This is a genomic window from Roseinatronobacter domitianus (assembly GCF_023336755.1).
Classification (GTDB): Bacteria; Pseudomonadota; Alphaproteobacteria; order Rhodobacterales; family Rhodobacteraceae; genus Roseinatronobacter; species Roseinatronobacter domitianus.
Genome location: NZ_JALZWP010000002.1, coordinates 1 through 24972 on the forward strand (window position 1 = coordinate 1; position 24972 = coordinate 24972).

A 24972-nucleotide genomic window follows, 5' to 3' on the forward strand; every position below is an offset into this window, starting at 1 on the left:
GCAGATCTTCAGGGCGCTCGCAGCCCTTCAGAAGTTCGTCCAGCAGTTCCTTGGAAATCGTCATCGTCCTTGCTCCTCTCAGGAAGCATGGACCAGATCCCGGTTACACAGAAGATCGGACACTCTCCTTTTGCGTTTCGTAGTGTCATAGATCGGGCCAAACGAGCGCAAGCGTTGTGGTGGTTGAACGGATCACGTCACCGGCTGGGCAATGAGCCTGATGTCAGAAACCGAGAGGCCGCCAGCATTCGCAACCTGTGCGAGCACGTCTCCCGCAAGGCGGATTTCCGCAAGGTCGGGAACATCTGGATCGAAAGTAATGCTAAGCTCGGGCACCGCTTGGCTGGGGTCGTAGCTAAGTTGGATTTCGTCCTCTCCCGCCGTGTAATCAAGTATCTGGGCAGGTCCGGCTTCTGCAACAGCTTCGGGAAGGCGGAACTGGTCATTCCCGTCCCCACCATGAAGCAGATTGCCCGCCCCGGCTTGCAATAGGTCATTGCCGGCACCGCCATTCAGAAAACTGGCCCCGGCTTGCCCGATTAGCCTGTCGTCCCCGTCCCCGGCCATAAGCGTGTTGGCCCCGCTGCCCGACAGCAACAGGTCGTTGCCCAAACCACCCAGAAGGGTATCGTTGCCGTCACCCCCCGATAAGGTGTCATCCCCCTCGCCGCCGATCAGGCTATCATCGCCGCTGCCACCACTTAGCCAGTCAGCGCCGCTGTGACCAACAAGGCGATCATCGCCGTCATGGCCAAAAAGCGAATCGTCCAAATCGCCGCCGTGCAAGTTGTCGTCGGTTGCGTCGCCATGCAGGGTTAATGGCGCATCAGGCGGCAAGGCTGGATATGTGTCGGAGCTGTGCACGCGTTCGCCCAAACCGTCGAACAAGCCAAGCACGGCACCGGGCGCACCAACGTCCGCAGGGGATGTAACCGCTACTTGCTCGGCATCTGGGGCAAAGTCGGTATCGGTATCGGGGTAATCCATGCTCAGGTGCAAATCACCATTGCTACCCCGCCCCACAAGGACATCTTCTGATTGCAGATCATCCTCTTCCTCATCGGTGGTCGAATCGCTCGAAGACTGTGCTGTGAACATGTCGCTTGCCGACAATGCCGTCACACTTCCCAACAAACCCAACAGCAACCACATAGACGCAACCTTATTCAACCTTTGGCAGATCATGCCAGATTCGCATTATGACCCGAAGTGTTTTGCGGATATTCTGCTGTTTATCTTGAATGTTGGTTAATTCGGTTCCGCTGCATTTTCGCTTCCCATCCGCGCGGTGATGGTCTATTGCCCGCGGCGTGTCATGGCGTGCTGTGGCACACTCTTGGCCTTGCTGGACGACATCCCGGCATGCGCCGTATCAAACCGTTAACAAAGGAGATCCCGATGTCGATTACGGCTGAAGACAAAGAAGCGCTCATCAAGGCATATGCCCGCGCGGAAGGTGATACCGGTTCGCCCGAAGTGCAGGTTGCGGTGCTGACAAAGCGCATCACCAACCTGACCGAGCATTTCAAGACGCACAAGAAAGACAACCACTCCCGCCGCGGCCTGCTGAAGCTGGTCGCCACGCGCCGGAAGCTGTTGGACTACCTGCGCGGCAAGGATGAAGCACGTTACCGCGTGTTGATCGCGAAGCTGGGCATCCGCCGCTAAGCACGCGATACGCGATCAAGCAGCGCCCGCCATTGGCGGGCGTTTTGCGTTTTATCGCAGGCGTTCGAACCCGCCCAGGAAAATGTCGGTTGCAAGATCGGCATACTCGGCACGGCTGACGGGGCCACCGTCGCGAAACCACATATAGGCCCAGTTCATCATGCCAAATAGCGACATGGTCACGGCGGTCAAAATGGGGCGGTCGCGTTCGATATCGGGGTGAATCGCGCGAATGACCACGGCAAAGCGCCGCACGATCCGGCGCTCCAGTTCCACCATTTCGCGGCGTTGATCGTCCGCCAGCGTGCGTGTGCCGTTCAGTTGCACCATGTGGTAATCATCGGCGTCGCGGTATTGCTCGAGCACCGCATGAACCAAGGCACGCAGCCTGTCGCGGGGCGGCAAGCTGGCATCTTCGGCGGCGGCGATGGCCGCGTCCAACTCCATCAGATGCGTGCGGATAATGTCGAAGATCAGCGCATCCTTGCCGGGGTAGTAATGATACAGAAGCGCCTTGGACACATCCGCGCGCCCGGCGATCTGCGCCATCGACGCCTTGTCCATCCCGGCCTCTGCAAACACGGCAGCGGCCGCGTGCAGGATAGCGCGTTGCTTTGCCTCGAAATCATGGGCGCGCGAGCGGGCCATGTCAGCCCGCTTTCGGGCGGTTGTCGACCACGCGCTTGGCCTTGCCTTCGGACCGCGGCGCGCCGCCGGGGCTATGGACGACGACCTTTGCCGTCACCCCCAGCGTGGATTTGACGTGATGCGCCAATTCACGCGCGCTGGCGGCGCGGGCATCATCGGTGGCGACCTGTGGCGTGGCTTCTGAGTGGATGGTCATGTCATCCATCCGGCCCGTGCGGGTCAGTTCAATCTGAAAATGCGGGGCAAGCCCTTTGCATTTCAGGATCTGCTCTTCGACCTGCGTGGGGAAAATGTTGACACCTCGTAGGATAATCATGTCATCGCTGCGTCCGGTGATCTTTTCGATCCGCCGCATGGACCGCGCGGTGCCGGGCAAAAGCCGCGTCAAGTCGCGCGTGCGGTAGCGGATGATGGGCAGCCCTTCCTTTGTCAGCGTGGTGAACACAAGCTCACCCATCTCGCCATCTGGCAGCACCTCGCCCGTGGCGGGGTCGATGATTTCGGGGTAGAAATGGTCCTCCCACAAGTGCAGCCCGTCCTTGGTTTCCACGCATTCCTGCGCCACGCCCGGCCCCATCACTTCAGACAGGCCGTAAATATCCACCGCGTGCATGTCGAACGCCTGTTCGATTTCGGTGCGCATGGCGTTGGTCCAAGGCTCTGCGCCAAAAATGCCCACCGCGAGCGAACTGTCTCGCGGGTCCAGCCCGGCCTTGTGGAAGGCATCGAGGATGGACAGCATGTAGCTGGGCGTCACCATGATGACACGGGGTTTGAAATCTGTAATCAGCGTGACCTGCCGTTCGGTCATGCCGCCCGAGACGGGAACAACCGTGCAGCCCAATCGCTCTGCCCCGTAATGCGCGCCCAGCCCGCCGGTAAACAGCCCGTAACCATAGGCCACATGCACGATATCGCCTTTGCGCCCGCCCGCCGCGCGGATGGACCGCGCGACCAGATCGGCCCAACGGTCGATATCGCCTTGGGTATAGCCAACAACCGTGGGTTTGCCCGTGGTGCCAGAGGATGCGTGCAACCGCACAAGCTGCTCGCGGGGGGCCGCGAACATGCCAAAGGGATACGTGTCGCGCAGGTCGGTCTTGACGGTGAAGGGGAATTTCGCCAGATCTGCCAGTGTGTGCAGATCATCCGGGTGCACGCCCGCCGCGTCGAACTTGGCGCGGTAGAAGGGCGACCCGTTATAGGCATGGTTCAGCGACCATTTCAGCCGCTCCAGTTGCAGCGCGGCGATCTCATCACGAGAAGCGGTCTCTATCGGGTCCAGATCGCCCGGTTTGGGGGACAGGTCTTCCATGCTCTACGCCTCCTCGCCCAGATGGGTGCCTTTGATGCTGCGGCTATGGCCGCGGAATTCTGCAACGACCGTGCCGTCCGCATCGGTCACGCGCACATCGTAAATGCCCGAGCGCCCACGGCGGCTGACCTCTGACGCTGTGGCAATCAGGCGCGTGCCGCGCGCGACGGGGTTCAGGAAACTGACGGCGCACTGCTGCGCTACGACACGCTGGTTGTAACTGTTGCAGGCAAAGGCAAAAGCACTGTCGGCCAGCGTGAAGATATAACCGCCATGACACATGCCGTGCCCGTTGGTCATGTCGTCCGTGATGGTCATGGATAGGATAGCATGGCCGGGGCCAACGGCGTCCAGCACCATGCCAAGTCGCTGGCTGGCGCTATCGTCATTCCACATGGCGCGGGCGCAAGCTTCGGCCATCTCTTGCGGTGTCATGCTCATTGTCCTGTGAACCTTGCATCGCGTTTTTCCAGAAAAGCTATTACGCCCTCGGCATAGTCGTCCGAGGCACCGGCCCGGCGCTGGTAATCCTGTTCAAGCTCCAACTGCGCATCCAGATCGTTGGTCGCCGCTGCCTGAATGGCCTGCTTGGTCAGGCCAAAGCCAAAGGTCGGCCCCTTGGCCAGCTTGGCGGTTAACACGCGCGCCTCTGGCATCAGGTCGGCGTCGGGCACCGCGCGCCAGATCAACCCCCACTCGGCGGCTTGCGTGGCGGAAAGCGGTTCCGCAGCCAGCGCCAAGGCTTTTGCCCGCGCCTCTCCCAGCAAGCGCGGCAAGGCCCATGACCCACCCGCATCGGGCACCAGCCCCAGCTTGGCAAAAGACTGGATGAAGCGCGCCTTGTCGGACGCCAGAACGATATCGCAGGCCAGCGCGATATTCGCCCCCGCACCTGCCGCCACGCCATTGACTGCCGCAACCACGGGTTTGGGCAGAGCCCGGATGGCACGGATCAGAGGGTTGTAATACGTGCCGATTGTCGCGCCCAAATCTGGCTTCGGCCCGCCGCGGCGTGGGTCGCGGTCGCCAAGGTCTTGTCCTGCGCAGAACCCCCGCCCGGCCCCGGTCAGCAGCACCGCGCGCACGGCACTGTCTTGTGCCGCGCGGTCAATCTGCGCGCGCAAGGCTACGTGCATTTCCGGCGTAAAGGCATTCAGCTTGTCGGGCCGGTTCAGAACCAGTTCCAACACACCGGAGTCTATCCGGTGCAGCACAGGGTCGTCAGACATGGGCAACTCTCCTCCCAGAGAAGCCCAAGACTTGCATAAGCTGACCGGTCGGTCAATTCTGTTTCTGCATCATCTGCTTTTGGCACCCGCACAACACAAGGGGAGCGCGGCTGTTAGCCGAGCTGCTAGATTACTATCCGATACGCAACAGCAGATGGCCAGCATCACCCCGACTTCAACACCCCGCGCGCGACTTGGTCCGCTTCTATGCTCTCGAACAAAGCTTTGAAATTACCCTCGCCAAAGCCGTCATCCCCCTTGCGCTGAATGAATTCAAAGAAGATCGGCCCAACCATGGTTTTCGAAAAAATCTGAAGCAGGATCTTGGTTTCCCCGCCATCGACCACGCCTTCGCCGTCGATCAGGATGCCGTGTGTCGCCATCGCCGCGACCGGTTCCGAATGGCCGGCCACGCGGTCATGGCTCATGTCGTAATAGCTTTGCGGCGGTTTGGGCATGAAGCGGATGCCGCGTTCGGCTATGGCGTCGGTGGCGGTGTAAATATCCTCTGTCCCGACTGCGATATGCTGGATGCCTTCACCATTATAGCGTTTCAGGTATTCCACGATCTGCCCTGTTTCGCCCCGGTCTTCGTTGATGGGAATACGGATGCGCCCGCAAGGCGAGGTCAAAGCGCGGCTGAACAGACCGGTATATTTGCCGGAAATGTCGAAGAACCGGATTTCGCGGAAATTGAACAGATCACGGTAGAAGCCGAACCAACGGTCCATGTTGCCGGTGAAGACGTTATGCGTCAGGTGGTCCAGATAGTAGAACCCCACGCCTGCGGGCTTGGGCACGGTGATCCACTCGAACCCGGCATAGGGATGGGTATCGCCGTAATCCTCTATGAAATAGATCAATGATCCACCGATCCCGACAATCGCGGGCACCTCCAGCAGCTTGCCGGGGGCGGTGTAGGGCGTGGCACCCTTGGCCACCGCATGGTCGAAGGCATGGCACGCATCGACCACCCGCCAGCCCATTGCCGGCGCGCAGGGGCCGTGTTCTGCGGCAAAGCGCGCGGCGTGGCTACCCGTGTCGTTGTTCAGCACATAAGTGATGTCGCCTTGTTGCCACAGCTCGATTTCGCGGTGCTTGTGCCGGGCGGTCAGAGTGTAGCCCATGGCGCGGAACTGGTCGCGCAGCGTATCCGGCTCTGGGTGCGCGAATTCGACGAATTCGAACCCGTCAGTTCCGGCAGGGTTATCGGCGGTAATGGCGGCGCGTGGGGCGGCATGTGGGAAGGGGCCCATAGGGTGCTCCTGTTGCAAAGATGTATCTGGGCCGTAGAATACCGTATGCAACATACAACTTTCGCGCAAATTCTGGCAATTAGCGCAGAAATATGCAATGATATCGCAGATATGTATCATATACTGTGATTTCACCGCATGCTTGACCCGATAGACCGCACAATCTTAGCGCAGCTTCAGCGCAACGCGATGATGACGGCGCAAGAACTGGGCGACCGGGTGGGGCTGTCCGCATCTCAGGCCGCCCGGCGGCGGCAGCGGCTGGAAGAACACGGCATAATCGAAGGCTACCGTGCCCGCATCGCGCCCGGCCGCGTAGGTCTTGGCGTGCAAGCCTTCGTGCAAGTTCAGATGGGCAATCACGACCCAGCAGGCGCGCAATCCTTTCGCCGCCTGCTCGAAACCCTGCCCGAAGTCGTCAACGCCTGGACCCTGACCGGGGAAGCCGATTACCTGCTGCGCATCTGGTGCGCCGATCTTGCCGCGCTGAACACGCTGATCCATGCCCGCATCTTGCCCCATGCCGCCGTCGCGCGGGTGCAAAGCCAGATCGTGATGGAGCAGTTGAAACAGGCCGGGGCCCTGCCGGTGTGACCCCGCGCGCTCTGGACATTTGACCCCACGCCAAGGCACAACAAGGTCACGTTTGGCGAGGGGGCACCGAATGGACGTTTCAGCACTGGCTCAGGGCGTCTTGAACGGCGAGCGCCGGGCACTGGCCCGCGCGATTACGCTGGCCGAAAGCGGCCGGACGGACCACCGCGCCGAAGCCACGGCGCTGCTGGAGGAGTTGGCTCAAAGCGGGCGGCAAGCCATCCGCATCGGGCTGTCCGGCACGCCGGGCGTGGGCAAATCTACCTTCATCGAATCTTTCGGGCTTATGCTGATAGAAAAGGGCTTGCGTGTGGCAGTGCTGGCGGTGGACCCGTCCAGCAAGCGCACCGGTGGGTCGATCCTGGGCGACAAAACGCGGATGGACCACTTGTCGCGCGCGCCGCAAGCGTTCATCCGCCCCAGCCCCAGCCAGTCGCATTTGGGCGGCGTCGCGCGTCGCACACGCGACGCGGTGGCGCTGTGCGAGGCGGCAGGGTTTGACGTGGTGCTGGTGGAAACCGTGGGCGTGGGTCAGTCCGAAACCGTGGTTGCGGACCTGTCGGACGTGTTTTTGTTGCTGCTGGCCCCGGCGGGCGGCGATGAATTGCAGGGTGTGAAACGCGGCATTATGGAAGCCGCCGACATGATCGTGGTCAACAAGGCCGATGGCGACCTGAAGGCCACGGCGAATCGGACCTGCGCCGATTACGCGGGCGCACTGAGGCTGCTACGCAAGCGGCCCGAAGACCCCGAAGGCTTTCCCAAAGCGCTGACAGTCTCGGCGCTGGAAAACAACGGATTGCCCGGCGTCTGGGACGAGATCATCGCACTGGTGAACTGGCGGCGCGCGCATGGCCACTGGGACCGACGCCGCGCCGAACAGGCTCGTCACTGGTTTACCGAAGAGGTTCGACAGGCCTTGCTCGCCAGGCTTCAACACCCCGCAGCGCAAGCCCGTTTGGCCGAGCTCGCCAAGGCCGTAGAGCGCGGCGACACGACCGCCCCGACAGCGGCTCAGGCGATGGTTTCCGCACTAGGTCAGTCCGACGAGATAACGTAATTGTCGATCCCAAAGCTTTCGTCAGTAATGCCTTGATTCGACGTGCCGTTGACACCGAACTGAAACCCACCCGGAGGCGGGTTATCTGCGGTCACGGTCACATTCCAGACCGCATCGCTCCAATTGCCACCGCCATCCGATGGGCTGAAATAGGCGCCGCTGGAAGCCTGCGTCAATTCATAGGAATAGGTCGTTCCACTCATCTCGAAGGTTCCGCTGGGCGTGCCTGCCGACCCATTGGTCATTGAAGAATAACCAATCTCGGTCCCGTTGATGCTAAAAGCGATCCCGTCGCCGCGACCACCGGCAGCAAAGTCGGAAACCCGTCCAATGCCATCCCAACTATCGAGCAAAAGCAGGTCGAAGCTGATCGTCGCTTCGGTCGCGCCATCCGGCAAGATCACATCATGCGTTACAGCGTCTTCGTGCCCCGCGAACGGCCCAAGAAATGTGCCCAGCGCTTCGCTGAAACCCGTTCGGTTTGTCGACCAGCCCAAGAAATTCCCATCGTCGAACCCCATTCGGTTAAGGCCGTCCAGCGCCATGACCGACGCGCCAGACAAGCTGGCCGAGATCGCATCTGCCAAAGACCCACTGCCCGTTCGAACTGCGGCAACAGATGCCAGACCCAAGCCCACGCTGGCCGCCGTCAGCACGACCCAGTCCACAGTGACCGCACCCGACTCCGACAGAACAAATTTCTTGATCATTTCACACCTCGAACATTATCTGACTCTGACGTCAGCCGATCAGAAGCAACTTAGCAGCGGCATCACGGCGCATGACGGTTTAAATTATGAGAATGAAGCCCTTTAAATGTGGCAGAAATTCATCCTTAAAAAGGTAATATGTGGATTCAGCGGCCCTCTTGACTGCATCCGCTTTCCCTCATAAGAGAACGATCTGAGATCTGAGCGCTGCATGCACGGCGCCATTGTATATGGAAAGCGCCGTGCTGGACCGACTGCGCGCGCCCCGCACAAAAACGAGGATGAACCCATGTCGCGCCGTTGCGAACTGACCGGAAAAGGCCCGATCACGGGCAACAATGTAAGCCACGCCAACAACAAGACCAAGCGCCGCTTCCTGCCGAACCTGCAAGACGTGTCGCTGATGTCCGAAGCTCTGGGCCGCAGCTTCAAGCTGCGCGTGTCTTCGGCTGCGCTGCGTTCGGTCGATCACCGTGGCGGTCTGGATGCTTACCTGGCGAAAGCCAAGGACGATGAACTGTCGTCCAACGCATTGAAAATCAAGCGTGACCTGGCCAAAGCGGCAACCGCCGCCTAAGCCTTCGGGCCGCACAGCACCGATCGCCCCCGGTCCAGCCGGGGGCTTTTGCGTTGCAGAGGGGGCAAACCCCGTTGCATTCTGGCGCGATCCGTTCTTAAACCACGAACGCGGGTCCCGTAGCTCAACTGGATAGAGCAGCCGACTTCTAATCGGCAGGTTGAGGGTTCAAGTCCTTCCGGGATCGCCACCTGCCCCATTTTCCCCAAGGAACACCCCGACCATGATAACCCCGATATCCGAGGCACTTGCAGAGCGTGGCTACGACACGCTTACCCCTGTTCAACAGGCGGTCAGCGCGCCCGATCTGGCGGGGCAGGATTTGCTTGTCTCGGCGCAGACCGGGTCGGGCAAAACTGTGGGGTTCGGGTTGGCAATCGCACCTTCGCTGCTGGACGATAAAGAACAATTCGGCCCTGCCGCCGCACCCTTGGCGCTGGTCGTGGCCCCCACGCGCGAATTGGCCAGCCAGGTGATGCACGAATTGACGTGGCTCTATGCGCGCACCGGCGCGGTTGTCACATCTTGCGTCGGCGGCATGGACATGCGCACCGAGCGCCGCGCGCTGGAGCGTGGCGCACATATTGTTGTCGGCACACCAGGCCGCTTGCGCGACCACATAGAGCGCAACGCACTCGACCTTGGCGAATTGCGCGCCGTGGTGCTGGATGAAGCGGACGAAATGCTTGACATGGGCTTCCGCGAGGATCTGGAATTCATGCTGGGAGAGGCCCCTGCCAATCGCCGCACCCTGCTGTTCTCGGCCACCGTGCCACCGACCATCGCCAAACTGGCGCAGCAATACCAACGCGACGCGCAGCGCATCAGCACGCTGGGCGGCACCAAGCAACACAGCGACATCGAATACCACGCAGTACGCGTGGCGCAGTCGGATGTGGACAGTGCGATCTTCAACCTGTTGCGCTTTCATCATGATGAAAGCGCGCTGGTCTTTGCCAACACCCGCGCCATGGTCAGCCACCTGACCGCGCGCCTTGCGAATCGTGGTTTGCAGGTGGTTAGCCTCTCTGGTGAACTGTCCCAAACCGAACGCACCCACGCGCTGCAAGCCATGCGCGATGGTCGCGCACGGGTCTGCGTGGCAACTGATGTGGCGGCACGCGGCATTGACTTGCCGAAGCTGAACCTTGTGATCCACGCCGAACTGCCCACCAATACCGAAAGTCTGCTGCACCGCTCTGGCCGCACCGGGCGGGCGGGCCGCAAGGGCATTTCCGCACTCATCGTGCCGCCTAAAGCGCGCGCACGCGCCGAACGCATCCTGAAATGGGCCAAAATCAACGCTGAATGGGTCGAAGCCCCTTCGGTCGAAGATATCTTGGCGCGTGACGAAGAACGCCTCTTGTCCGATCCAGTCTGGTCCGAAGCGGCCAGCGAAACCGAAACCGTCTTCGCCGAAAAGCTACTCGCGCGCTATTCGCCCGACCAAATCGCGGCGGCCTATCTGCGACTGTATCAGTCGCGCCATGCTGCGCCCGAAGACCTGCTGCCAGCCGACACCAAACCCGTGCGCCGCGAAAAGGCACCTTTCGGCCCCAGCCGCTGGGTCGCGCTATCCGTTGGCCGTGCCGAGCGCGCCGAAGCCCGTTGGCTTCTACCGCTTCTGTGCCGCACCGGTGGTCTGGACAAGGACGCGATCGGCGCAATCCGTGTGCAGGACGCGGAAACCTACGTAGAGATTACGGCCGGATCTGTCGATGCCTTCATCGCTGGCTTGGGAGACGGCGGCACATTGGAAGATGGGGTCACCGCCCGCCTGATGGATGGCGCGCCCGATCTGCAATCCGGACCCCGGCCAGAACGCTCCGAGCGCCCGGCACGCGCCGATAGGTCGGACCGCCCGGACCGTCCAGCGCGCCCGCGTCCGGCCCCGTCCGACCGTCCCAGCGGCCCAAAACCGAAATGGGATAAGCCCAAGGGGGACCGCGCCTTTGGCGACAAGCCGAAGCCACGCGACCCGAAACCGCGCGACGATGGCGCAGTCAAACCCTATGAAAAGCGCGCGGCGCCAGCCAAACGCGAGGATCGCCCCGAGCGCGATGCGCCACGCAAATCCTGGGATGATGCGCCGAAGGGCAAAGGTTTCAAAGGAAAGCCGGACGGAAAATCCTTTGGTAAACCCGACGGCAAATCTTTTGGCAAACCCGGCGGCAAGCCCGCAGGCAAGCCGGGTGACAAACCGTTCAGCAAACCCAAACCTGCCGCCGATGCGCGCGACACGTCGAAACGCTTCGTTGCGCCGGGCAAGGCTGGGGCCGCAGCGCCCCGCAAACCCCGCGCGAAGCCCAGCCCCAAACCCAAGGGCTAAAACAGCCCCGCACAAATATTATGACGCCGCCATTTGGCGGCGTCATGGCATTTTGGCACCGCATCGATCCGCTGAACCAGCAGTGCTCCATTCGGTTTAACCAATGCGGTTTCTGCGCCGTGTGTTGCGGCAGAAGCTGTGTTTCCATATGGTTGCGGTCATGTCAGACCCCGTGCAAACCCTGTTCTCACAGGCCAGTGTTCTACAGCTTGCGCCGCAGCAAACGCTGTTTCATGCAGGCGATGCACCGGATAGCCTGTTCATGGTCCGCAAGGGCGTGATCGCACTTCTGCGCAACACCACGCAGGGCCATACGCTTGTCTTGCAACGCGCGCAGGCGGGACAAATCGTGGCCGAAGCGTCTGTGTATTCCCAAAAATACCATTGCGATGCTGTGGCGACTGAAGCGTGCGAACTTGCCAGCCTGCCCAAATCAGACTTTCTGACGGCGCTTGACCTGAACCCAAGCTTGGCGCGCGTATGGGCAAGCCGCTTGGCGCGAGAGGTGCAAATTGCGCGCACGCGTGCCGAAATCCGCACCCTGCCCCGCGTGAAGGACCGGCTGGACGCATGGCTGCTGGACGGGAATATGCTGCCTGAAAAGGGCGCGTGGCAACAGGTTGCAGCGGAACTTGGCGTGTCACGCGAAACACTTTATCGGGAACTGTCGCGCCGCCGTTCAGACAAGTGACCCGGTGGGGTAGTGGTCACTTCTTGGCGGAAATTGGAGCGGGCGAGGCGATTCGAACGCCCGACCCTAACCTTGGCAAGGTTATGCTCTACCCCTGAGCTACGCCCGCTCTCTATGTGGTGCGATTTAGAGAATTGCGCGCGGGGCTGCAAGGGGGAAACGCGCAGTCTTTGAAGTTTTCGCGACATTTTTTCTCAGCCCACAGAAACGGTTTCGCAAGACTTCTGAGCGAAACTCGGTCCACCCCAGACCGAAGGCCAGACATGACCGATCCAGAGACATTGAACCGGGTGCTCTTGCCCCCACGCGACCCGGCGGCGCAGGTGCTGCGGGACCTGTCCATTATTCACAGAGTGGAAATTATCCTGCGCAAACTCTGCGTATCACAACGCCCAGCACCGGGTGGCCACGCATTGGGCAGGCTGTTTAATCGCGGAAATAACGGCTGTCCTTGATCTGATCCCACGCCCAGACGACCTCTTGCAACCGGTCCTCGTCATGACGGGCGCCGGAATTACGATCCGGGTGCAGGTCTTTGACAAGGCTTTTATATTGCTTGCGAATCTCGGTCCGGCTCCAGCTGTCGCGCGCATCAAGGATTTCCAGCGCTTTGCGCTCTGGCGCAGGCAGTTTGCGGGTGCCGGCAGACGGGTTGCCCTTGCCGGGGTTGCGCGTTGCATTGTCGCCCAGCACCTGGTGCGGATCTTCGATGCCCAGCCTTTGCCACGCCAGCCGCTCGTCTTTGGACCCAAGCGGTTGTGTTGCACGGCCCCAGACACGGTCGCGCTCCATCTCGTCCAGCATTTCTGCCTCTGACTGGCCTTCGAAATAGTTCCACTTCAAATTATATTCGCGTGCGTGGTCCTTACAGAACCAGAAATACTCGTTCAGCTGGTCCGGTGATTTCGGGCAGCGGTATTTTCCGTCCTCGGAACAGCCAGCGTGTTCGCATTGCCGGACGGAGGTTTCCCACGCCCCCGACATGCCACGCCGCCCACGGGCACGCTTCTTCTTGTCGCTAGAAGCTCTGATATCAAATTCGAAAAGAGGTTTGCGGTCCATGACATGCTCGGCTTTGCGCTTTGGTGACGGTGCATTTAGCCCCCGACCGGGGCTTTTCGACTCGGAGGCGCAACACTAGTTATCTTTGACGCAGGATTGAAGAGGAACCGCACAGACAATGCTGATTCGTGATGAAATAGAACAAAAGTTGCAGATCGCCTTCGCCCCGCGCGAATTGGCGGTCGAAGATGACAGCGAGAGCCATCGCGGCCACAGCGGCTGGCAGGATGGTGGGCAAACCCATTTCAACGTGCGTATTCGTGCAGCGGAACTGGGCGGCATGGGCCGACTGGCGCGCCACCGCGCGGTGCATAGCGCCCTTGGGGCCGAACTGGTCGGGCGCATTCACGCGCTTGCGCTGGATATTGACGGCTGACATAAGCGTTTGCCAGCGTTTTACGCATAAGGCATAATCCGCGCTTATGAAAATCACGCTTCGCCAACTGCATTACTTCCGCGCGCTTGCCGAAACCCGCAGTTTCGGGCGCGCGGCTGCATTGGTGAATGTCAGCCAACCGGCAATGTCGATGCAGATCAAGGAACTGGAAGCGATCCTTGGCACTGCACTGATCGAACGCAGCCCGCGCGACCTGCGGCTGACCCAAGCGGGGCGCAGCGTCTTGGAGCGCGCCGATCGCATTCTGGCCGAAGCAATGGAGCTCGAGGCAGATGCGCGGCATGCGCGCGGGCTTGGCGAGTTGAATATCGGGATGATCCCGACTGTCGCACCGTATCTGTTGCCCGGCACATTGGCCGCATTGCGCGCCGCCGACATTACCCGTGACCTGCGCCTGAGAGAGGCGCAGACCGCGGATTTGCTGGACGGATTGCGGGGCGGTTTGCTGGACGCAGTTGTGCTGGCAGACCCAGCCCCGGCACCCGACCTTATTGCGCAAAGCCTGTTTACCGACCGCTTCGTGTTGGCCGGCAGCCCGTCGCGGCTAAGCACACTGGGGGCCAGCCCGGAAGCCTTGCGCCCGGTCGGCCTGCCGCCAGAGCAGTTGTTGCTACTGGACGAAGGGCATTGCCTTGCCGATCAGGCGCTGGAGGTCTGCGCGCTTGACCGTCGCCAGACACGGCTGGATCTTGGCGCGTCATCCTTATCCACATTGTGCGGACTTGTCGCACAGGGCTTCGGGCTAACCTTTTTACCCGAAATCGCGCTGGCCACTGAAACGCGCGGCACGCCCGATCTTGCCCTGCGCCGCTTCGACGCGCCCGAACCCGCGCGCTGCGTGACATTGGTGCGCCGCAGCGGCACCGCGCAATCAGATTGGTTCGCCGAATTGGCAGAGCATATCGAACAGGCCGCGCACGCCCAGATCGCACAAGCCGAAAAGATTGCCCCCCCGGACATGAGATAAATGCATACCAGCCATGCCGCGCCCGCGTTGTTTTTGCGCCCCAACCGGGTTATGTGACTAACAGTTCTGAGGAGGACAGCCCGTGCGCGATCTGAAACTGCCCGACCAACGCCACCCGGAAAAGGCGCACCGCCCGGTGCAGACCCAGCCCAAGAAACCTGACTGGATCAGGGTCAAGGCGCCTGGCGGCGCGGGCTATGCCGCAACCCACAAGATCATGCGCGAGCATAAGCTGACCACAGTCTGCGAGGAAGCGGGCTGTCCCAATGTCGGAGAATGCTGGAGCCAAGGCCACGCCACCATGATGATCATGGGCGAAATCTGCACGCGCGGTTGCACCTTTTGCAATGTCGCGACCGGTCGCCCCGACACTCTGGACGCGTTCGAGCCGGGGCGCGTGGCCCATGCAGTCGAAAAGCTGGGGCTGAAACATGTCGTCATCACCAGCGTTGACCGGGACGATCTGGACGATGGCGGGGCAGAACATTTCGCCCAGACCATTCGCGCCGTGCGCCATCGCAGCCCTGACACAACCATCGAAATTCTGACCCCCGATTTCCTGAAATGCGCGCCTTCGGCGTTGGAGGTCGTGGTCGAGGCACGGCCGGATGTGTTCAACCACAACCTGGAAACCGTGCCGGGACTTTATCCCACCGTCCGCCCCGGCGCGCGCTACTTCCATAGCCTGCGCCTGCTGCAACGCGTCAAGGAACTGGACCCGACCATGTTCACCAAATCGGGCATCATGGTCGGCTTGGGCGAAGAACGCCAAGGCGTGTTGCAGGTTATGGATGACATGCGCAGCGCCGATGTGGATTTCATGACCATTGGCCAATATCTGCAACCCACGTCGCGCCATCACAGAGTTGACCGCTTCGTGACCCCGGACGAGTTCAAAAGCTATGAGAAAGCCGCGCTTGGCAAAGGGTTCTTGATGGTCTCGGCCACGCCGCTAACGCGATCAAGCTACCACGCTGGCGATGATTTTGCCCGACTGCGCGCGGCGCGGCTGGCGAAATTTGCGGTCTGAAGCTGACCGGTCACGCGTGGCAGATCGGCGGATGCCTCCGGCGGGAGTATTTGTCGCAAGATGAAGCCGGGTAGCGGGGGTGCATTCGCGCGGCTTCGGGCGTAATAGACGCCTGTAACATCGATTCAAGACACGAGGCCCGCCCATGAGCTTTTCCCGCGCTATCAAGATTGCACCGTCGATCCTTGCCTCTGATTTCGCCAATTTCGGGGCCGAATGCCGGGCCATCGAAGATCAGGGCGCAGATTGGGTGCATGTCGATGTGATGGATGGGCATTTCGTGCCCAACATTACCTTCGGCCCCGCCACCTGTGCCGCCATCCGCCCGCATATTCGCGGCGTGATGGATGTGCACCTGATGATCGCTCCCGTAGACCCTTATATCGAGGGCTTCGCAAAGGCCGGGGCGGATATCATCACCGCGCATATGGAAGCCGGGCCGCATATTCACCGCACGTTGCAGGCCATTCGCGCCAGCGGGGCCAAGGCAGGGCTTGCGCTGAACCCCGGCACGGGGCTGGACGGGGTGGAAAACCTGCTGGACCTGCTGGATTTGGTTTGCGTGATGACGGTCAACCCCGGTTTCGGCGGGCAGGCTTTTATCGACATGTCCGACAAGGTGCAGCGTCTGCGCGCGCTGATCGGAGAGCGCCCAATTCATATAGAGATTGACGGCGGCATAACGCCCGACACCGCCCCCATCATGGCGCGCGCCGGCGCGGATGTTCTGGTTGCCGGTTCTGCCGTATTCAAAGGCGGGTCGGTGGACAACCCGGCGCCCTATGGCACCAATATTCGCGCAATCCGGGCCGCAGCCGAGAGCATGACAGGGACCATGGTATGAAAGCCGTTATCTTCGATCTGGACGGCACACTGATCGACAGTGCGCCCGACATTCATGCTGCCGCCAACGCAGTTTTACAGGGCGAGGGGCTGCCGCTTGTGAGCTTCGAGCAGTCGCGCAGCTTTGTCGGCCGCGGAGCGCGCATTTTCGTGGAACGCATGGAGCGCGCGGTGACAGGCGAGAATGAGCCTGCGCGCACCGACCATCTGCACGCACGCTTCCTGCATTTCTATGAGCGCGCACATGAGAATACCCGCATCTACCCCGGCGTAGTCGAGGTGCTGGAGGACTTGCGCGCCGAGGGGTTTGCTCTTGGTCTGTGCACCAACAAACCGATGAGGCCGACCCGCGCAGTTCTGGCGCATCTGGATTGGGACCGCTTGTTCGACGTGGTGATCGGCGGCGATAGTCTGGCCGTGGCCAAGCCCGACCCTGCCCCCCTGATCGCCGTGGTCGATGGCCTTGGGCTGACGCTGCCCCAGATCACCTATATCGGGGATAGCGAAACAGATGCAGAGACCGCCCAACGCGCGGGCGCTCGGTTTGGCCTGTTCACCGAAGGCTATCGGCACACAGCGCCGGAAGATATGTATCATCAATTCCGGTTCGACGATTACAACCTGTTGACTGAATACTTGAAAGACCCCGCTGCATGACCAGCCGCCGCCCTCTGCCACCGCCTTTGGAACTTCCCAAACCCGGCTTTGGACGACGCACGCCGCCTGCGCTGTTCCAGCCAATTATGGGGTTGTTCGGGCTGGGCTTGGGCTGGCGCGCGGCAGCAGGGGCTTTCGGGGTCACACCTGCCATTGGCGATCTGATCCTTGGCGCGACCTCGATTTTGTTCCTGTACACGTTTGCAGCTTATCTGGCAAAGCCTTTGCGCCGTCCGGCAACCTTCATGGAAGACCTGCGCGTGCTGCCGGGGCGCGCGGGTCTGTCGGCGGCCAGCCTTTGCCTGATGTTGTTTGCCGTGGTCTTGGCCCCTTACGCCAGCGGTCTTGCCACGGGCCTGACACTTCTGGCCTTCGCGGTCCATGTCGGGCTGGTCGTGGCGATCACCCTTGCCATCCTGCGCGGCCCGGAAGAAGGGCGTGTGGTCACGCCGGTCTTTCACCTGAGTTACGTTGGCTTCATTATCGGCGGGCTGGCCGCGAATGCACTGGGCTACCCAGAAATCGCGCGTTGGCTGCTTTGGTCCATGCTGTTGCCCGCAGGGCTGATCTGGGGCGCGAGCGCAAGGCAGTTGCTGACCCGTGTGCCACCTGCACCGCTGCGCCCGCTTCTGGCCATTCATCTTGCCCCTGCCAGCCTGTTTACAATGGTGGCCGCGGGTGCCGGGCTGCAAGCGCCCGCCTATGCTTTCAGCGCCTTGGCCGCCGCGATCCTGATTGCGCTTGTCGTCTCTGCAAGATGGCTGGTGACGGCCGGGTTCTCGCCACTTTGGGGGGCGTTCACATTCCCGCTGGCGGCCTTCGCATCGGCGCTGGTAACGCTTTCGCAAGGCCAGGGCGCGATGAGTGGGATCGGTGGGATCGCGCTGGTTGCAGCCACCTTGGTTGTGCCCTGGGTCGCCTATCGCGTGTTCAAGCTGTGGCCCGGCGGCAAACTGGCGGCGAAGACGAACGCAGCCGAGGCTTAGGGCTTTCATTTTCGCGCAAGGCATGAAAAGGGGACGTGCCAAGCGTGACACCAAATTCAGGAGAGCGGTGATGAAGATTCGCGAGGCATATACATTCGACGACGTGCTGCTGGTGCCCGCCGCTTCCAAGGTAATGCCCACCACGGCCGACACCTCGACCTTTGTGACCCGGGACATTCGCCTGAACATTCCGTTGCTATCATCGGCGATGGATACGGTGACCGAAGCCTCTATGGCGATTGCCATGGCGCAAGCTGGCGGCATGGGCGTTGTCCACCGCAATCTGACAGTGGACGAACAGGCCGAAGCCGTGCGCCGCGTGAAGCGGTTCGAATCGGGGATTGTCTATAACCCGGTCACACTTACACCCGACCAGACCCTGCTTGACGCTAAGGCACTGCAAGCGCGTTACAACGTGACGGGTTTTCCGGTCGTGGACGAAAAGGGCCGCGTGTTGGGTATAGTCACAAACCGCGACATGCGCTTTGCCAGCGACGATTCAACGCCGGTCAAAGCGATGATGAGCGCCGACAATCTGGCCATTCTGCGCGAGCCCGCAGACCGTGAGGAAGCGCGCAGCCTGATGCAGGCGCGCCGCATTGAAAAGCTGCTTGTGACCGATGCCGCGGGCCGTCTGACCGGTCTGCTGACACTGCGCGACATTGACCGCGCGGTTCTGAACCCCACGGCCTGCAAGGACGAATTGGGCCGCCTGCGCGTGGCCGCTGCCAGCACCGTGGGCGATGCGGGCTACGAGCGGTCGATGGCGCTGATTGATGCGGGCGTGGACCTTGTCGTGATCGACACCGCGCATGGCCATTCCGAAGGGGTTGCCAAGGCAGTTGCCCGGATCAAGGCAGAGGCTCCGAACTCGCAGGTTGTGGCAGGCAACGTGGCCACCGCTGCCGCCACGCGCGCACTGATCGACGCGGGCGCGGATGCCGTAAAAGTGGGCATTGGCCCCGGTTCTATCTGCACAACGCGGGTTGTGGCCGGTGTGGGCATGCCGCAATTGACTGCCATCATGGATTGCGCCGAAGCGGCGGGCGACGTGCCCATCATCGCAGATGGTGGCATCAAGATGTCGGGCGATTTCGCCAAGGCCATCGCGGCGGGCGCAAGCTGCGCCATGGTCGGAAGCGCGATTGCCGGCACGGATGAAGCACCCGGCGAGGTGATCCTGTATCAGGGCCGCAGCTTCAAATCCTATCGCGGCATGGGCAGCCTTGGCGCCATGGCGCGCGGCTCTGCCGACCGTTACTTCCAGAAGGATGCGGCCAGCGACAAGCTGGTGCCAGAAGGTATTGAGGGGCAAGTTCCCTACAAAGGGTCGGTCGGCAATGTGCTGCACCAGATGGTCGGCGGCCTTCGCGCCGCGATGGGCTATACCGGCAACGCCACGGTTGCAGATATGCGCGGCGGCTGCGAATTCGTCCGCATTACCAATGCCGGGCTGAAGGAAAGCCATGTGCATGATGTGCAGATCACCCGCGAAAGCCCGAATTACCGGGTTGGCTGATGCAGGCACTGGCCGAGCTGACGCTCTTTGGTGACGTCCCTAGTCTGACCGCGGCGCTTGTCGCGGTCTTTCTTGTTGGCCTGTCCAAAGGCGGTCTTGGCGGTGCGTTCGCGCTGATGGGCGTTCCGATCCTGTCGTTGGTCATGTCGCCCGTGCAAGCGGCGGCGCTTCTGTTACCGGTGCTGCTGATGATGGACGCGGTCAGCCTATGGGCATGGCGTGGCTGGTTCGATCGGGCCACGCTGTGGCACACTCTGCCCGGCGCGGCTTTTGGCATTGCACTGGGCGGGTTGACCGCCGCCTACACGCCAGAGGCTATGGTCCGCCTCTTGGTTGGCGTGGTAGCATTGGGCTTTGTCGCGCGGATGGCGCTGGCCCGGCGCGGTGGGCCGGTCCAGCCTCGCGGGCAAAGCCGCACACGCGGCAGTTTCTGGGGCGGGATCGCGGGTTTCACCAGTTTCGTAGCCCATGCAGGTGGACCACCCTTTCAGGTCTATGCACTGCCCTTGGGCTTCGACCCGCGCATCTATACCGGGACGACGGTAATCTTCTTTTCCGTCGTCAATGTCGTCAAACTGGTGCCCTATGCCGCGTTGGGGCAGTTCAATACCACAACGCTGACAAGCGCGCTGGTGTTGCTACCGCTCGCGGTCGGCTCTACCCTGCTGGGCGCGAAAGTCGTGAAACATCTGCGTGCAGAGCTGTTCTATCCGTTGATGTATGGCATGATTGCGCTGGTGGGGGTGAAGCTTGTATGGGACGGGCTTGCCGCGCTTCTGGGCTGAAGGAAAACACATGACAACCGCAGACGCGTTGATTGCCCGCTTCAAGCTGGAGCGCCACCCGGAAGGCGGTTGGTATCGACAGACTTGGATCGCCGATGCGCAGGAGGGCGCACGCCCGGCAGGCACCGCCATTCTGTTCCTGTTGCAAGCCGGAGAGCGCAGCCATTGGCACAAGGTAGACGCCGCAGAGATATGGCACTTCCACGCCGGCGCGCCGCTGGCTCTGCATATGTCGGAAAGCGACCACGGCCCCGCCACCCGCACCATTCTGGGCGACGCAGGCAAAGGCCATGCGCCGCAGGCCATTGTGCAGCCGCATCACTGGCAAGCTGCCGAATCGCTTGGCGACTGGTCGCTGGTCGGCTGCACCGTTTCGCCCGCCTTCCGGTTTGACGGGTTTACCCTTGCGCCACAGGGTTTCGAGATTCCGACCGGCGCTTGACGCAACACGCCCAAGCGCCTATACGCCGCGCTGTCATACCCGGATTCGGGTCATGGCCTGTTTTGCGTGTGCAGCCCCTTAACTTCGGTCGGGATAAGGCACGCGGGCAGCGCGGATAAATACGTTTGGGCATTCTCTGGCGGGCACTGCGGTGGACCCGGTCGAAGACCAGAGCTCTGACCGGCATCATCAAGACGTGGGTAAACCACGGGCAAATGAAAGGATACGCGATGAACCTGATCGCACAGCTAGAGGCCGAGCAGATCGCTGAACTCGGCAAGACCATCCCGGATTTCAAGGCCGGCGACACCATTCGCGTTGGCTACAAAGTGACCGAAGGCACCCGCTCGCGCGTGCAGAACTTTGAAGGCGTCTGCATCAGCCGCCGCCACGGCACCGGCATTGCCGCCTCGTTCACCGTGCGTAAAATCTCCTTCGGCGAAGGTGTGGAACGTATCTTCCCGCTGTATTCGACCAATATCGACAGCATCGAAGTGGTCCGCCGTGGCCGCGTGCGTCGTGCGAAGCTGTATTACCTGCGCGACCGTCGCGGCAAATCGGCGCGTATCGCCGAAAAGACCAACTACCGTCCGCTAAAAGACAAAGCCTGAGGAGCGCGACCATGAAAGCTGATACGCATCCCGAATACCACACGATCAACGTCAAGATGACCGATGGCACGGTTATCCAGATGAAATCGACCTGGGGCGCTGAAGGCGACACCCTGTCGCTGGATATTGACCCCACGGTGCACCCGGCCTGGACCGGCGGCAACACCCGCCTGATGGATGCAGGTGGCCGTGTGTCGAAGTTCAAGAACAAATACGCCGGTCTGGGTTTCTGAACCCAACCGAACGCAGAAATTGGGGCGCAAGGGCACTGGCCTTTGTGCCCTTTTTGCTGGCCGCGCCGTCCGCTTGCGCCCGCCCCTCGCCCGGCATAGATGTGCCTTCCGAACAAGCGGGGACCAGACGTGACGCATATTATCACCATCGGCAACGAAAAGGGCGGATCAGGAAAATCGACCATGTCGATGCATGTGTCGGTCGCGTTGGCCCGAATGGGGTGGCGCGTGGCGGCGATGGATCTGGACCTGCGCCAGCTTAGTTTTGGTCGCTATATTGAAAACCGGCGCAGTTTCATGGCGAAGGGCGCGCATGACCTGCCCTGCCCGGTTTTTATGGCGTTACCCGAAATAGACGCGGCCAGCCTGCCCGAGGGAGTGAATCTGGCAGATGCGAGGATGAGCGCGGTGCTGGAACAGGTTCAGGACCAGTTCGATTTCCTGCTGATCGACTGTCCAGGGTCGCACACACGTTACAGCCAATTTGCCCATTCGGTCGCGAACACGCTGATTACGCCCATAAATGACAGCTTCATCGATTTCGACCTGCTGGCCCGGACCGATCCCGATACGGGCCGTGTTCTGGCTCCGTCAATCTATTCCGAAATGGTCTGGAAAGCACGGCAAACGCGGGCCGAAGCGGGAATGCGCCCGCTGGACTGGATCGTGCTGCGCAACCGTCTGGGCACCACCGCGATGCACAACAAACGAAAGGTGGGCGCCGCGTTGGAGCAGTTGGCCAAGCGCATCGGGTTCCGCATTGCACCCGGTTTCAGCGAGCGGGTGATCTTTCGCGAATTGTTCCCCAAAGGCCTGACATTGCTGGACTTGAAAGATGTCGGTAGCGAGACGATGACCATGTCCCATATCGCCGCACGGCAAGAGGTGCGCGACCTTTTGGCCGCGCTTGATCTGCCCGACGTGGTGGTCAGTGTCTGATATGGCCGCGCTTGGGAAGAGCTTCATCGCGTTCCAGTTCCAGCGCAGTGTAACGGTCGCTCAGGCGGCGCGGCATGCCCTTGATGGACAGGATCGCTTCCAGAGCCAATGATGGGCGGGGGGTCTGTATGGTCGGTTTCATGGTAACTGCCTCAATTTTTTATGATGCCTTAACCATGATTACGTGCCGGGGCAGAAATACGGCACAGTTTGGGTATTTACGGTCCCCTTTTGGGTGATTTTACGGCACCCATCTGCAACCTGTAGCATGTATCATACCGCAATCAGGAAGTAGGTGATCGCCGGAAACGCCACCAATATCGCCACGCGGATCAGGTCAGAGGCGACAAATGGCAACACCGCACGATAGGTATCTGTGATCCTGGTTTTCGGGTCCATCGCGTTGATGACGAACAGGTTCATCCCAACCGGCGGAGTAATCAGCCCGACCTCGACCACGATCAACACCAGAATGCCGAACCAGATGGCGACCAGTTCCAGATTGGCGCGCTCCAATGCCAGCGAGTTCACCCGGCGCAGACCCAGGGCGCGGGTCTGCTCACGGGTCAGTTCAGCCCCCGCCGCCAGCGCATCCTCGATACTTCGCAGCATTTCGGGCGCAAGGTCCACACCTGCACGGAATGCTTCGGCCGCGCGCATCGCGTGCAGTTCGGCCATGCTGATAAAGTTGAAATCCAACTCCATCATCACCGGCCAGAAGATCGGGATGGTCAGCAGGATCATCGACAGGCTGTCCATGACGCAGCCCAGGATCAGGTAAAAGCACAGAATAATCAGCAGCACCATGAAAGGTGAATAGCCTTGTGACCCAACAAATTCGGCAATGCTTTGGGGCAGCTGCGTCAGCGCCAGGAACCCATTGTAAAACGCCGCACCGAAGATAATGAAAAAGATCATCGCGCTTGCCCGCGCCGTCACAACAAAGCTTTCGGCAAGCGTTGCCCGTGTCAACCCGCCATTAAACCACGCGATCAGCCCGGTGCCAAACGCGCCCACAGCCGCCCCTTCGGTGGGCGTGAACCAGCCCGCATATATCCCGCCAACGACAAGGCCAAAGACCAGCAAGACAGGCCATATCTTGACCAGCGCCGCGAAGCGTTCGGCCCAGGGCATTGGTGGGCGCAGCCCTGCCGATTCCGGGTTCACACGCACATAGATCGAGATGACGATGACATAACCGATCGCCGCCATGATGCCGGGGATGAACGCAGCCAGAAACAGCTTGGCAATGTTCTGTTCGGTCAGGATGGCATAGATCACAAGCACAACCGAGGGCGGGATCAGAATGCCCAAGGTGCCGCCCGCCGCCAGCGTGGCCGTGGAAAACCCGCCCGCATAGCCGTAGCGTTTCAGTTCCGGCAGGGCCACGCGGCTCATGGTGGCGGCCGTGGCGAGCGAACTGCCACAGATTGCGCCGAACCCCGCGCTGGACCCGATCGCGGCCATGGCGACCCCGCCCTTGCGGTGGCCCAGAAAGCCCGCCGCCGCCTGAAAGAGTGCCTGGCTCATCCCACCCAAAGTGGCGAAATGCCCCATCAGCAGGAACATCGGGATGATGCTGAGGGAATAGCTGGCAAAGGTGGTGAAGGTTTCGGTTTCCAGCCGTGCCAGCGGCACAAGCGAGCCGCCCGTCACCCAGATCAGCCCAAACAGCCCGATCAGGAACATGGCAAGCCCAATCGGCACGCGCAGGAAGATCAGCGCCAGAAGGGCGGGAAAAGACAGGATGCCGATGGCGATGTCGCTCAATGTTCGGCCTCCCCGCCGTCACCGATAATGTCTTTGCCGCGCGTCACTTCGATGAACCGCACCCAGACCATATAGACCGCGACGACAACACCGGCCCAAGCGGCCACGCTGGACGCTGCATAGGCCCACCAGACCGGCCATTCCAGCAGATAGGTCGTCTGGCCAGAGCCAAGCCGTGCCTGTGTCGCCACCTGCAAGCGCCACGCAATCAGCACCAGTGCTCCGGCCAGCGCAATCTCTGTCAGCATGCGCAGGATACGGTTGCTTTGCGGGCCCAGGAACGACGTGAACACGTCGACCCGCGCGTGACCAACGGTCAACTGGCACAGCGGCAGAAAGCAAAACAGCGCAAACGCCATGCCCATCTCGGTAATCTCGTAATCCCCGAAGATTGGGCCGATCCCAGCGCCGAGTGCCCATGACGCAAAACCCGGTGCCAGCGCTTGGATGGCATCCATGTGCATCAGCGAATTCACTTGCCGCCCCAGAATTGAGATGCAGGTCATGACAACCAATGCCGCCAGAACCGCGCCTCCCAGAAGCGCCATGCCGCGTGCCAGTGCAAAGATGAATCGGTGCATCAACGTGATCTATTCCCGGACTCTGCGTGGAAAAGGGCGCGCCGATACGCGCGCCCCCTCCATGTCATTGTCG

29 protein-coding genes and 2 tRNA genes are annotated in these 24972 nt (G+C 61.2%); 19 read left to right on the forward strand and 12 right to left on the reverse strand.

Going from position 1 to position 24972, the window contains the following annotated elements; translation table 11 throughout:
- Positions 1–192 precede the first annotated feature (192 nt).
- Positions 193–1152: a calcium-binding protein gene (locus M3N55_RS02090; RefSeq protein ID WP_249055927.1), complete on the reverse strand. Its 960-nt coding sequence runs from the start codon at positions 1150–1152 to the stop codon at positions 193–195.
- A gap of 246 nt (positions 1153–1398) precedes the next feature.
- Between M3N55_RS02090 and rpsO the strand changes: the two genes are divergently transcribed.
- Positions 1399–1668: a 30S ribosomal protein S15 gene (gene rpsO / locus M3N55_RS02095; protein ID WP_249056576.1), complete on the forward strand. Its 270-nt coding sequence runs from the start codon at positions 1399–1401 to the stop codon at positions 1666–1668.
- A gap of 51 nt (positions 1669–1719) precedes the next feature.
- On the opposite strand, the gene M3N55_RS02100 is transcribed toward rpsO, so the two are convergent.
- The 5 genes from M3N55_RS02100 to hppD form a co-directional block, all read right to left on the reverse strand.
- Positions 1720–2316: a TetR-type transcription factor C-terminal domain-containing protein gene (locus tag M3N55_RS02100; RefSeq protein WP_249055929.1), complete on the reverse strand. Its 597-nt coding sequence runs from the start codon at positions 2314–2316 to the stop codon at positions 1720–1722.
- 1 nt (position 2317) lies between these two features.
- Entirely contained in the window at positions 2318–3631 is a 1314-nt protein-coding gene (gene paaK, locus M3N55_RS02105) for a phenylacetate--CoA ligase PaaK (RefSeq protein WP_249055930.1), read from the reverse strand.
- A 3-nt stretch (positions 3632–3634) separates the two neighbouring features.
- Complete coding sequence (paaI, locus tag M3N55_RS02110) at positions 3635–4066, reverse strand: hydroxyphenylacetyl-CoA thioesterase PaaI (RefSeq protein WP_249055931.1); 432 nt, start codon at positions 4064–4066, stop codon at positions 3635–3637.
- Positions 4067–4068: 2 nt separating this feature from the next.
- A complete protein-coding gene (gene paaG / locus M3N55_RS02115; RefSeq protein ID WP_249055933.1) occupies positions 4069–4860 on the reverse strand; it encodes a 2-(1,2-epoxy-1,2-dihydrophenyl)acetyl-CoA isomerase PaaG in 792 nt (263 codons plus the stop codon).
- 164 nt (positions 4861–5024) lie between these two features.
- Entirely contained in the window at positions 5025–6116 is a 1092-nt protein-coding gene (gene hppD, locus M3N55_RS02120) for a 4-hydroxyphenylpyruvate dioxygenase (protein ID WP_249055935.1), read from the reverse strand.
- 138 nt (positions 6117–6254) lie between these two features.
- Between hppD and M3N55_RS02125 the strand changes: the two genes are divergently transcribed.
- Both M3N55_RS02125 and meaB read left to right on the forward strand, forming a co-directional pair.
- Positions 6255–6710 (forward strand): Lrp/AsnC family transcriptional regulator, encoded by a 456-nt coding sequence (locus M3N55_RS02125; protein WP_249055937.1) that lies wholly within the window; start codon positions 6255–6257, stop codon positions 6708–6710.
- A gap of 70 nt (positions 6711–6780) precedes the next feature.
- Positions 6781–7770, forward strand: coding sequence for a methylmalonyl Co-A mutase-associated GTPase MeaB (gene meaB, locus M3N55_RS02130; protein ID WP_249055940.1), 990 nt, complete (start codon positions 6781–6783; stop codon positions 7768–7770).
- On the opposite strand, the gene M3N55_RS02135 is transcribed toward meaB, so the two are convergent.
- Positions 7749–8480 (reverse strand): hypothetical protein, encoded by a 732-nt coding sequence (locus M3N55_RS02135; protein ID WP_249056607.1) that lies wholly within the window; start codon positions 8478–8480, stop codon positions 7749–7751. The two genes, meaB and M3N55_RS02135, sit on opposite strands and share 22 nt — an antisense overlap.
- 289 nt (positions 8481–8769) lie before the next feature.
- Between M3N55_RS02135 and rpmB the strand changes: the two genes are divergently transcribed.
- The 4 genes from rpmB to M3N55_RS02155 all read left to right on the forward strand — a co-directional run bounded on the left by rpmB (position 8770) and on the right by M3N55_RS02155 (position 12077).
- Positions 8770–9057 (forward strand): 50S ribosomal protein L28, encoded by a 288-nt coding sequence (rpmB, locus tag M3N55_RS02140; RefSeq protein ID WP_249055942.1) that lies wholly within the window; start codon positions 8770–8772, stop codon positions 9055–9057.
- 113 nt (positions 9058–9170) lie between these two features.
- A tRNA-Arg gene (locus M3N55_RS02145) sits at positions 9171–9247 on the forward strand.
- A 33-nt stretch (positions 9248–9280) separates the two neighbouring features.
- Positions 9281–11386: a DEAD/DEAH box helicase gene (locus tag M3N55_RS02150; RefSeq protein WP_249055945.1), complete on the forward strand. Its 2106-nt coding sequence runs from the start codon at positions 9281–9283 to the stop codon at positions 11384–11386.
- Between the two features lie 160 nt (positions 11387–11546).
- Positions 11547–12077 (forward strand): Crp/Fnr family transcriptional regulator, encoded by a 531-nt coding sequence (locus M3N55_RS02155; protein ID WP_249055947.1) that lies wholly within the window; start codon positions 11547–11549, stop codon positions 12075–12077.
- Between the two features lie 34 nt (positions 12078–12111).
- Here the strand turns inward: M3N55_RS02155 and M3N55_RS02160 are convergent.
- Positions 12112–12186: transfer RNA gene (locus tag M3N55_RS02160), tRNA-Gly, on the reverse strand.
- Positions 12187–12503: 317 nt separating this feature from the next.
- Positions 12504–13139, reverse strand: a complete 636-nt coding sequence (locus tag M3N55_RS02165; RefSeq protein WP_249055949.1) for a J domain-containing protein — start codon at positions 13137–13139, stop codon at positions 12504–12506.
- Between the two features lie 118 nt (positions 13140–13257).
- Between M3N55_RS02165 and M3N55_RS02170 the strand changes: the two genes are divergently transcribed.
- From M3N55_RS02170 to M3N55_RS02225, 12 genes are all read left to right on the forward strand, one after another.
- On the forward strand, positions 13258–13515 hold the full coding sequence (locus M3N55_RS02170) for a BolA family protein (protein WP_249055951.1): 258 nt from the start codon (positions 13258–13260) through the stop codon (positions 13513–13515).
- 46 nt (positions 13516–13561) lie between these two features.
- Positions 13562–14503, forward strand: coding sequence for a hydrogen peroxide-inducible genes activator (locus M3N55_RS02175; RefSeq protein WP_249055952.1), 942 nt, complete (start codon positions 13562–13564; stop codon positions 14501–14503).
- 82 nt (positions 14504–14585) lie between these two features.
- Complete coding sequence (lipA, locus tag M3N55_RS02180) at positions 14586–15533, forward strand: lipoyl synthase (RefSeq protein WP_249055953.1); 948 nt, start codon at positions 14586–14588, stop codon at positions 15531–15533.
- 145 nt (positions 15534–15678) lie between these two features.
- Positions 15679–16377 carry a ribulose-phosphate 3-epimerase gene (rpe, locus tag M3N55_RS02185; protein ID WP_249055955.1) on the forward strand — a complete coding sequence of 233 codons (699 nt, stop codon included), beginning with the start codon at positions 15679–15681 and terminating at the stop codon, positions 16375–16377.
- Complete coding sequence (gph, locus tag M3N55_RS02190; protein ID WP_249055957.1) at positions 16374–17033, forward strand: phosphoglycolate phosphatase; 660 nt, start codon at positions 16374–16376, stop codon at positions 17031–17033. The genes rpe and gph overlap by 4 nt, the downstream gene beginning before the upstream one ends.
- The gene (locus M3N55_RS02195; RefSeq protein WP_249055959.1) at positions 17030–18019 is read left to right on the forward strand and encodes a TDT family transporter; all 990 of its coding nucleotides are present in this window, start codon (positions 17030–17032) and stop codon (positions 18017–18019) included. Before gph ends, M3N55_RS02195 begins: the two co-directional genes overlap by 4 nt.
- Positions 18020–18089: 70 nt before the next feature.
- Positions 18090–19538: an IMP dehydrogenase gene (gene guaB, locus M3N55_RS02200; RefSeq protein WP_249055961.1), complete on the forward strand. Its 1449-nt coding sequence runs from the start codon at positions 18090–18092 to the stop codon at positions 19536–19538.
- Positions 19538–20323 carry a sulfite exporter TauE/SafE family protein gene (locus M3N55_RS02205; RefSeq protein ID WP_249055963.1) on the forward strand — a complete coding sequence of 262 codons (786 nt, stop codon included), beginning with the start codon at positions 19538–19540 and terminating at the stop codon, positions 20321–20323. Before guaB ends, M3N55_RS02205 begins: the two co-directional genes overlap by 1 nt.
- A gap of 10 nt (positions 20324–20333) precedes the next feature.
- Positions 20334–20765: a cupin domain-containing protein gene (locus tag M3N55_RS02210; RefSeq protein ID WP_249055967.1), complete on the forward strand. Its 432-nt coding sequence runs from the start codon at positions 20334–20336 to the stop codon at positions 20763–20765.
- 230 nt (positions 20766–20995) lie between these two features.
- A complete protein-coding gene (gene rplS / locus M3N55_RS02215) occupies positions 20996–21376 on the forward strand; it encodes a 50S ribosomal protein L19 (protein WP_249055969.1) in 381 nt (126 codons plus the stop codon).
- 11 nt (positions 21377–21387) lie between these two features.
- The gene (rpmE, locus tag M3N55_RS02220) at positions 21388–21609 is read left to right on the forward strand and encodes a 50S ribosomal protein L31 (protein WP_249055971.1); all 222 of its coding nucleotides are present in this window, start codon (positions 21388–21390) and stop codon (positions 21607–21609) included.
- 129 nt (positions 21610–21738) lie between these two features.
- Positions 21739–22548 (forward strand): division plane positioning ATPase MipZ, encoded by an 810-nt coding sequence (locus M3N55_RS02225; RefSeq protein ID WP_249055973.1) that lies wholly within the window; start codon positions 21739–21741, stop codon positions 22546–22548.
- Here M3N55_RS02225 and M3N55_RS02230 read toward each other — a convergent pair.
- From M3N55_RS02230 to M3N55_RS02240, 3 genes are all read right to left on the reverse strand, one after another.
- Complete coding sequence (locus tag M3N55_RS02230) at positions 22538–22690, reverse strand: hypothetical protein (RefSeq protein ID WP_249055977.1); 153 nt, start codon at positions 22688–22690, stop codon at positions 22538–22540. The two genes, M3N55_RS02225 and M3N55_RS02230, sit on opposite strands and share 11 nt — an antisense overlap.
- 131 nt (positions 22691–22821) lie before the next feature.
- A complete protein-coding gene (locus tag M3N55_RS02235) occupies positions 22822–24318 on the reverse strand; it encodes a TRAP transporter large permease (protein WP_249055979.1) in 1497 nt (498 codons plus the stop codon).
- On the reverse strand, positions 24315–24899 hold the full coding sequence (locus tag M3N55_RS02240) for a TRAP transporter small permease (protein WP_249055981.1): 585 nt from the start codon (positions 24897–24899) through the stop codon (positions 24315–24317). The genes M3N55_RS02235 and M3N55_RS02240 overlap by 4 nt, the downstream gene beginning before the upstream one ends.
- Between the last annotated feature and the right edge of the window lie 73 nt (positions 24900–24972).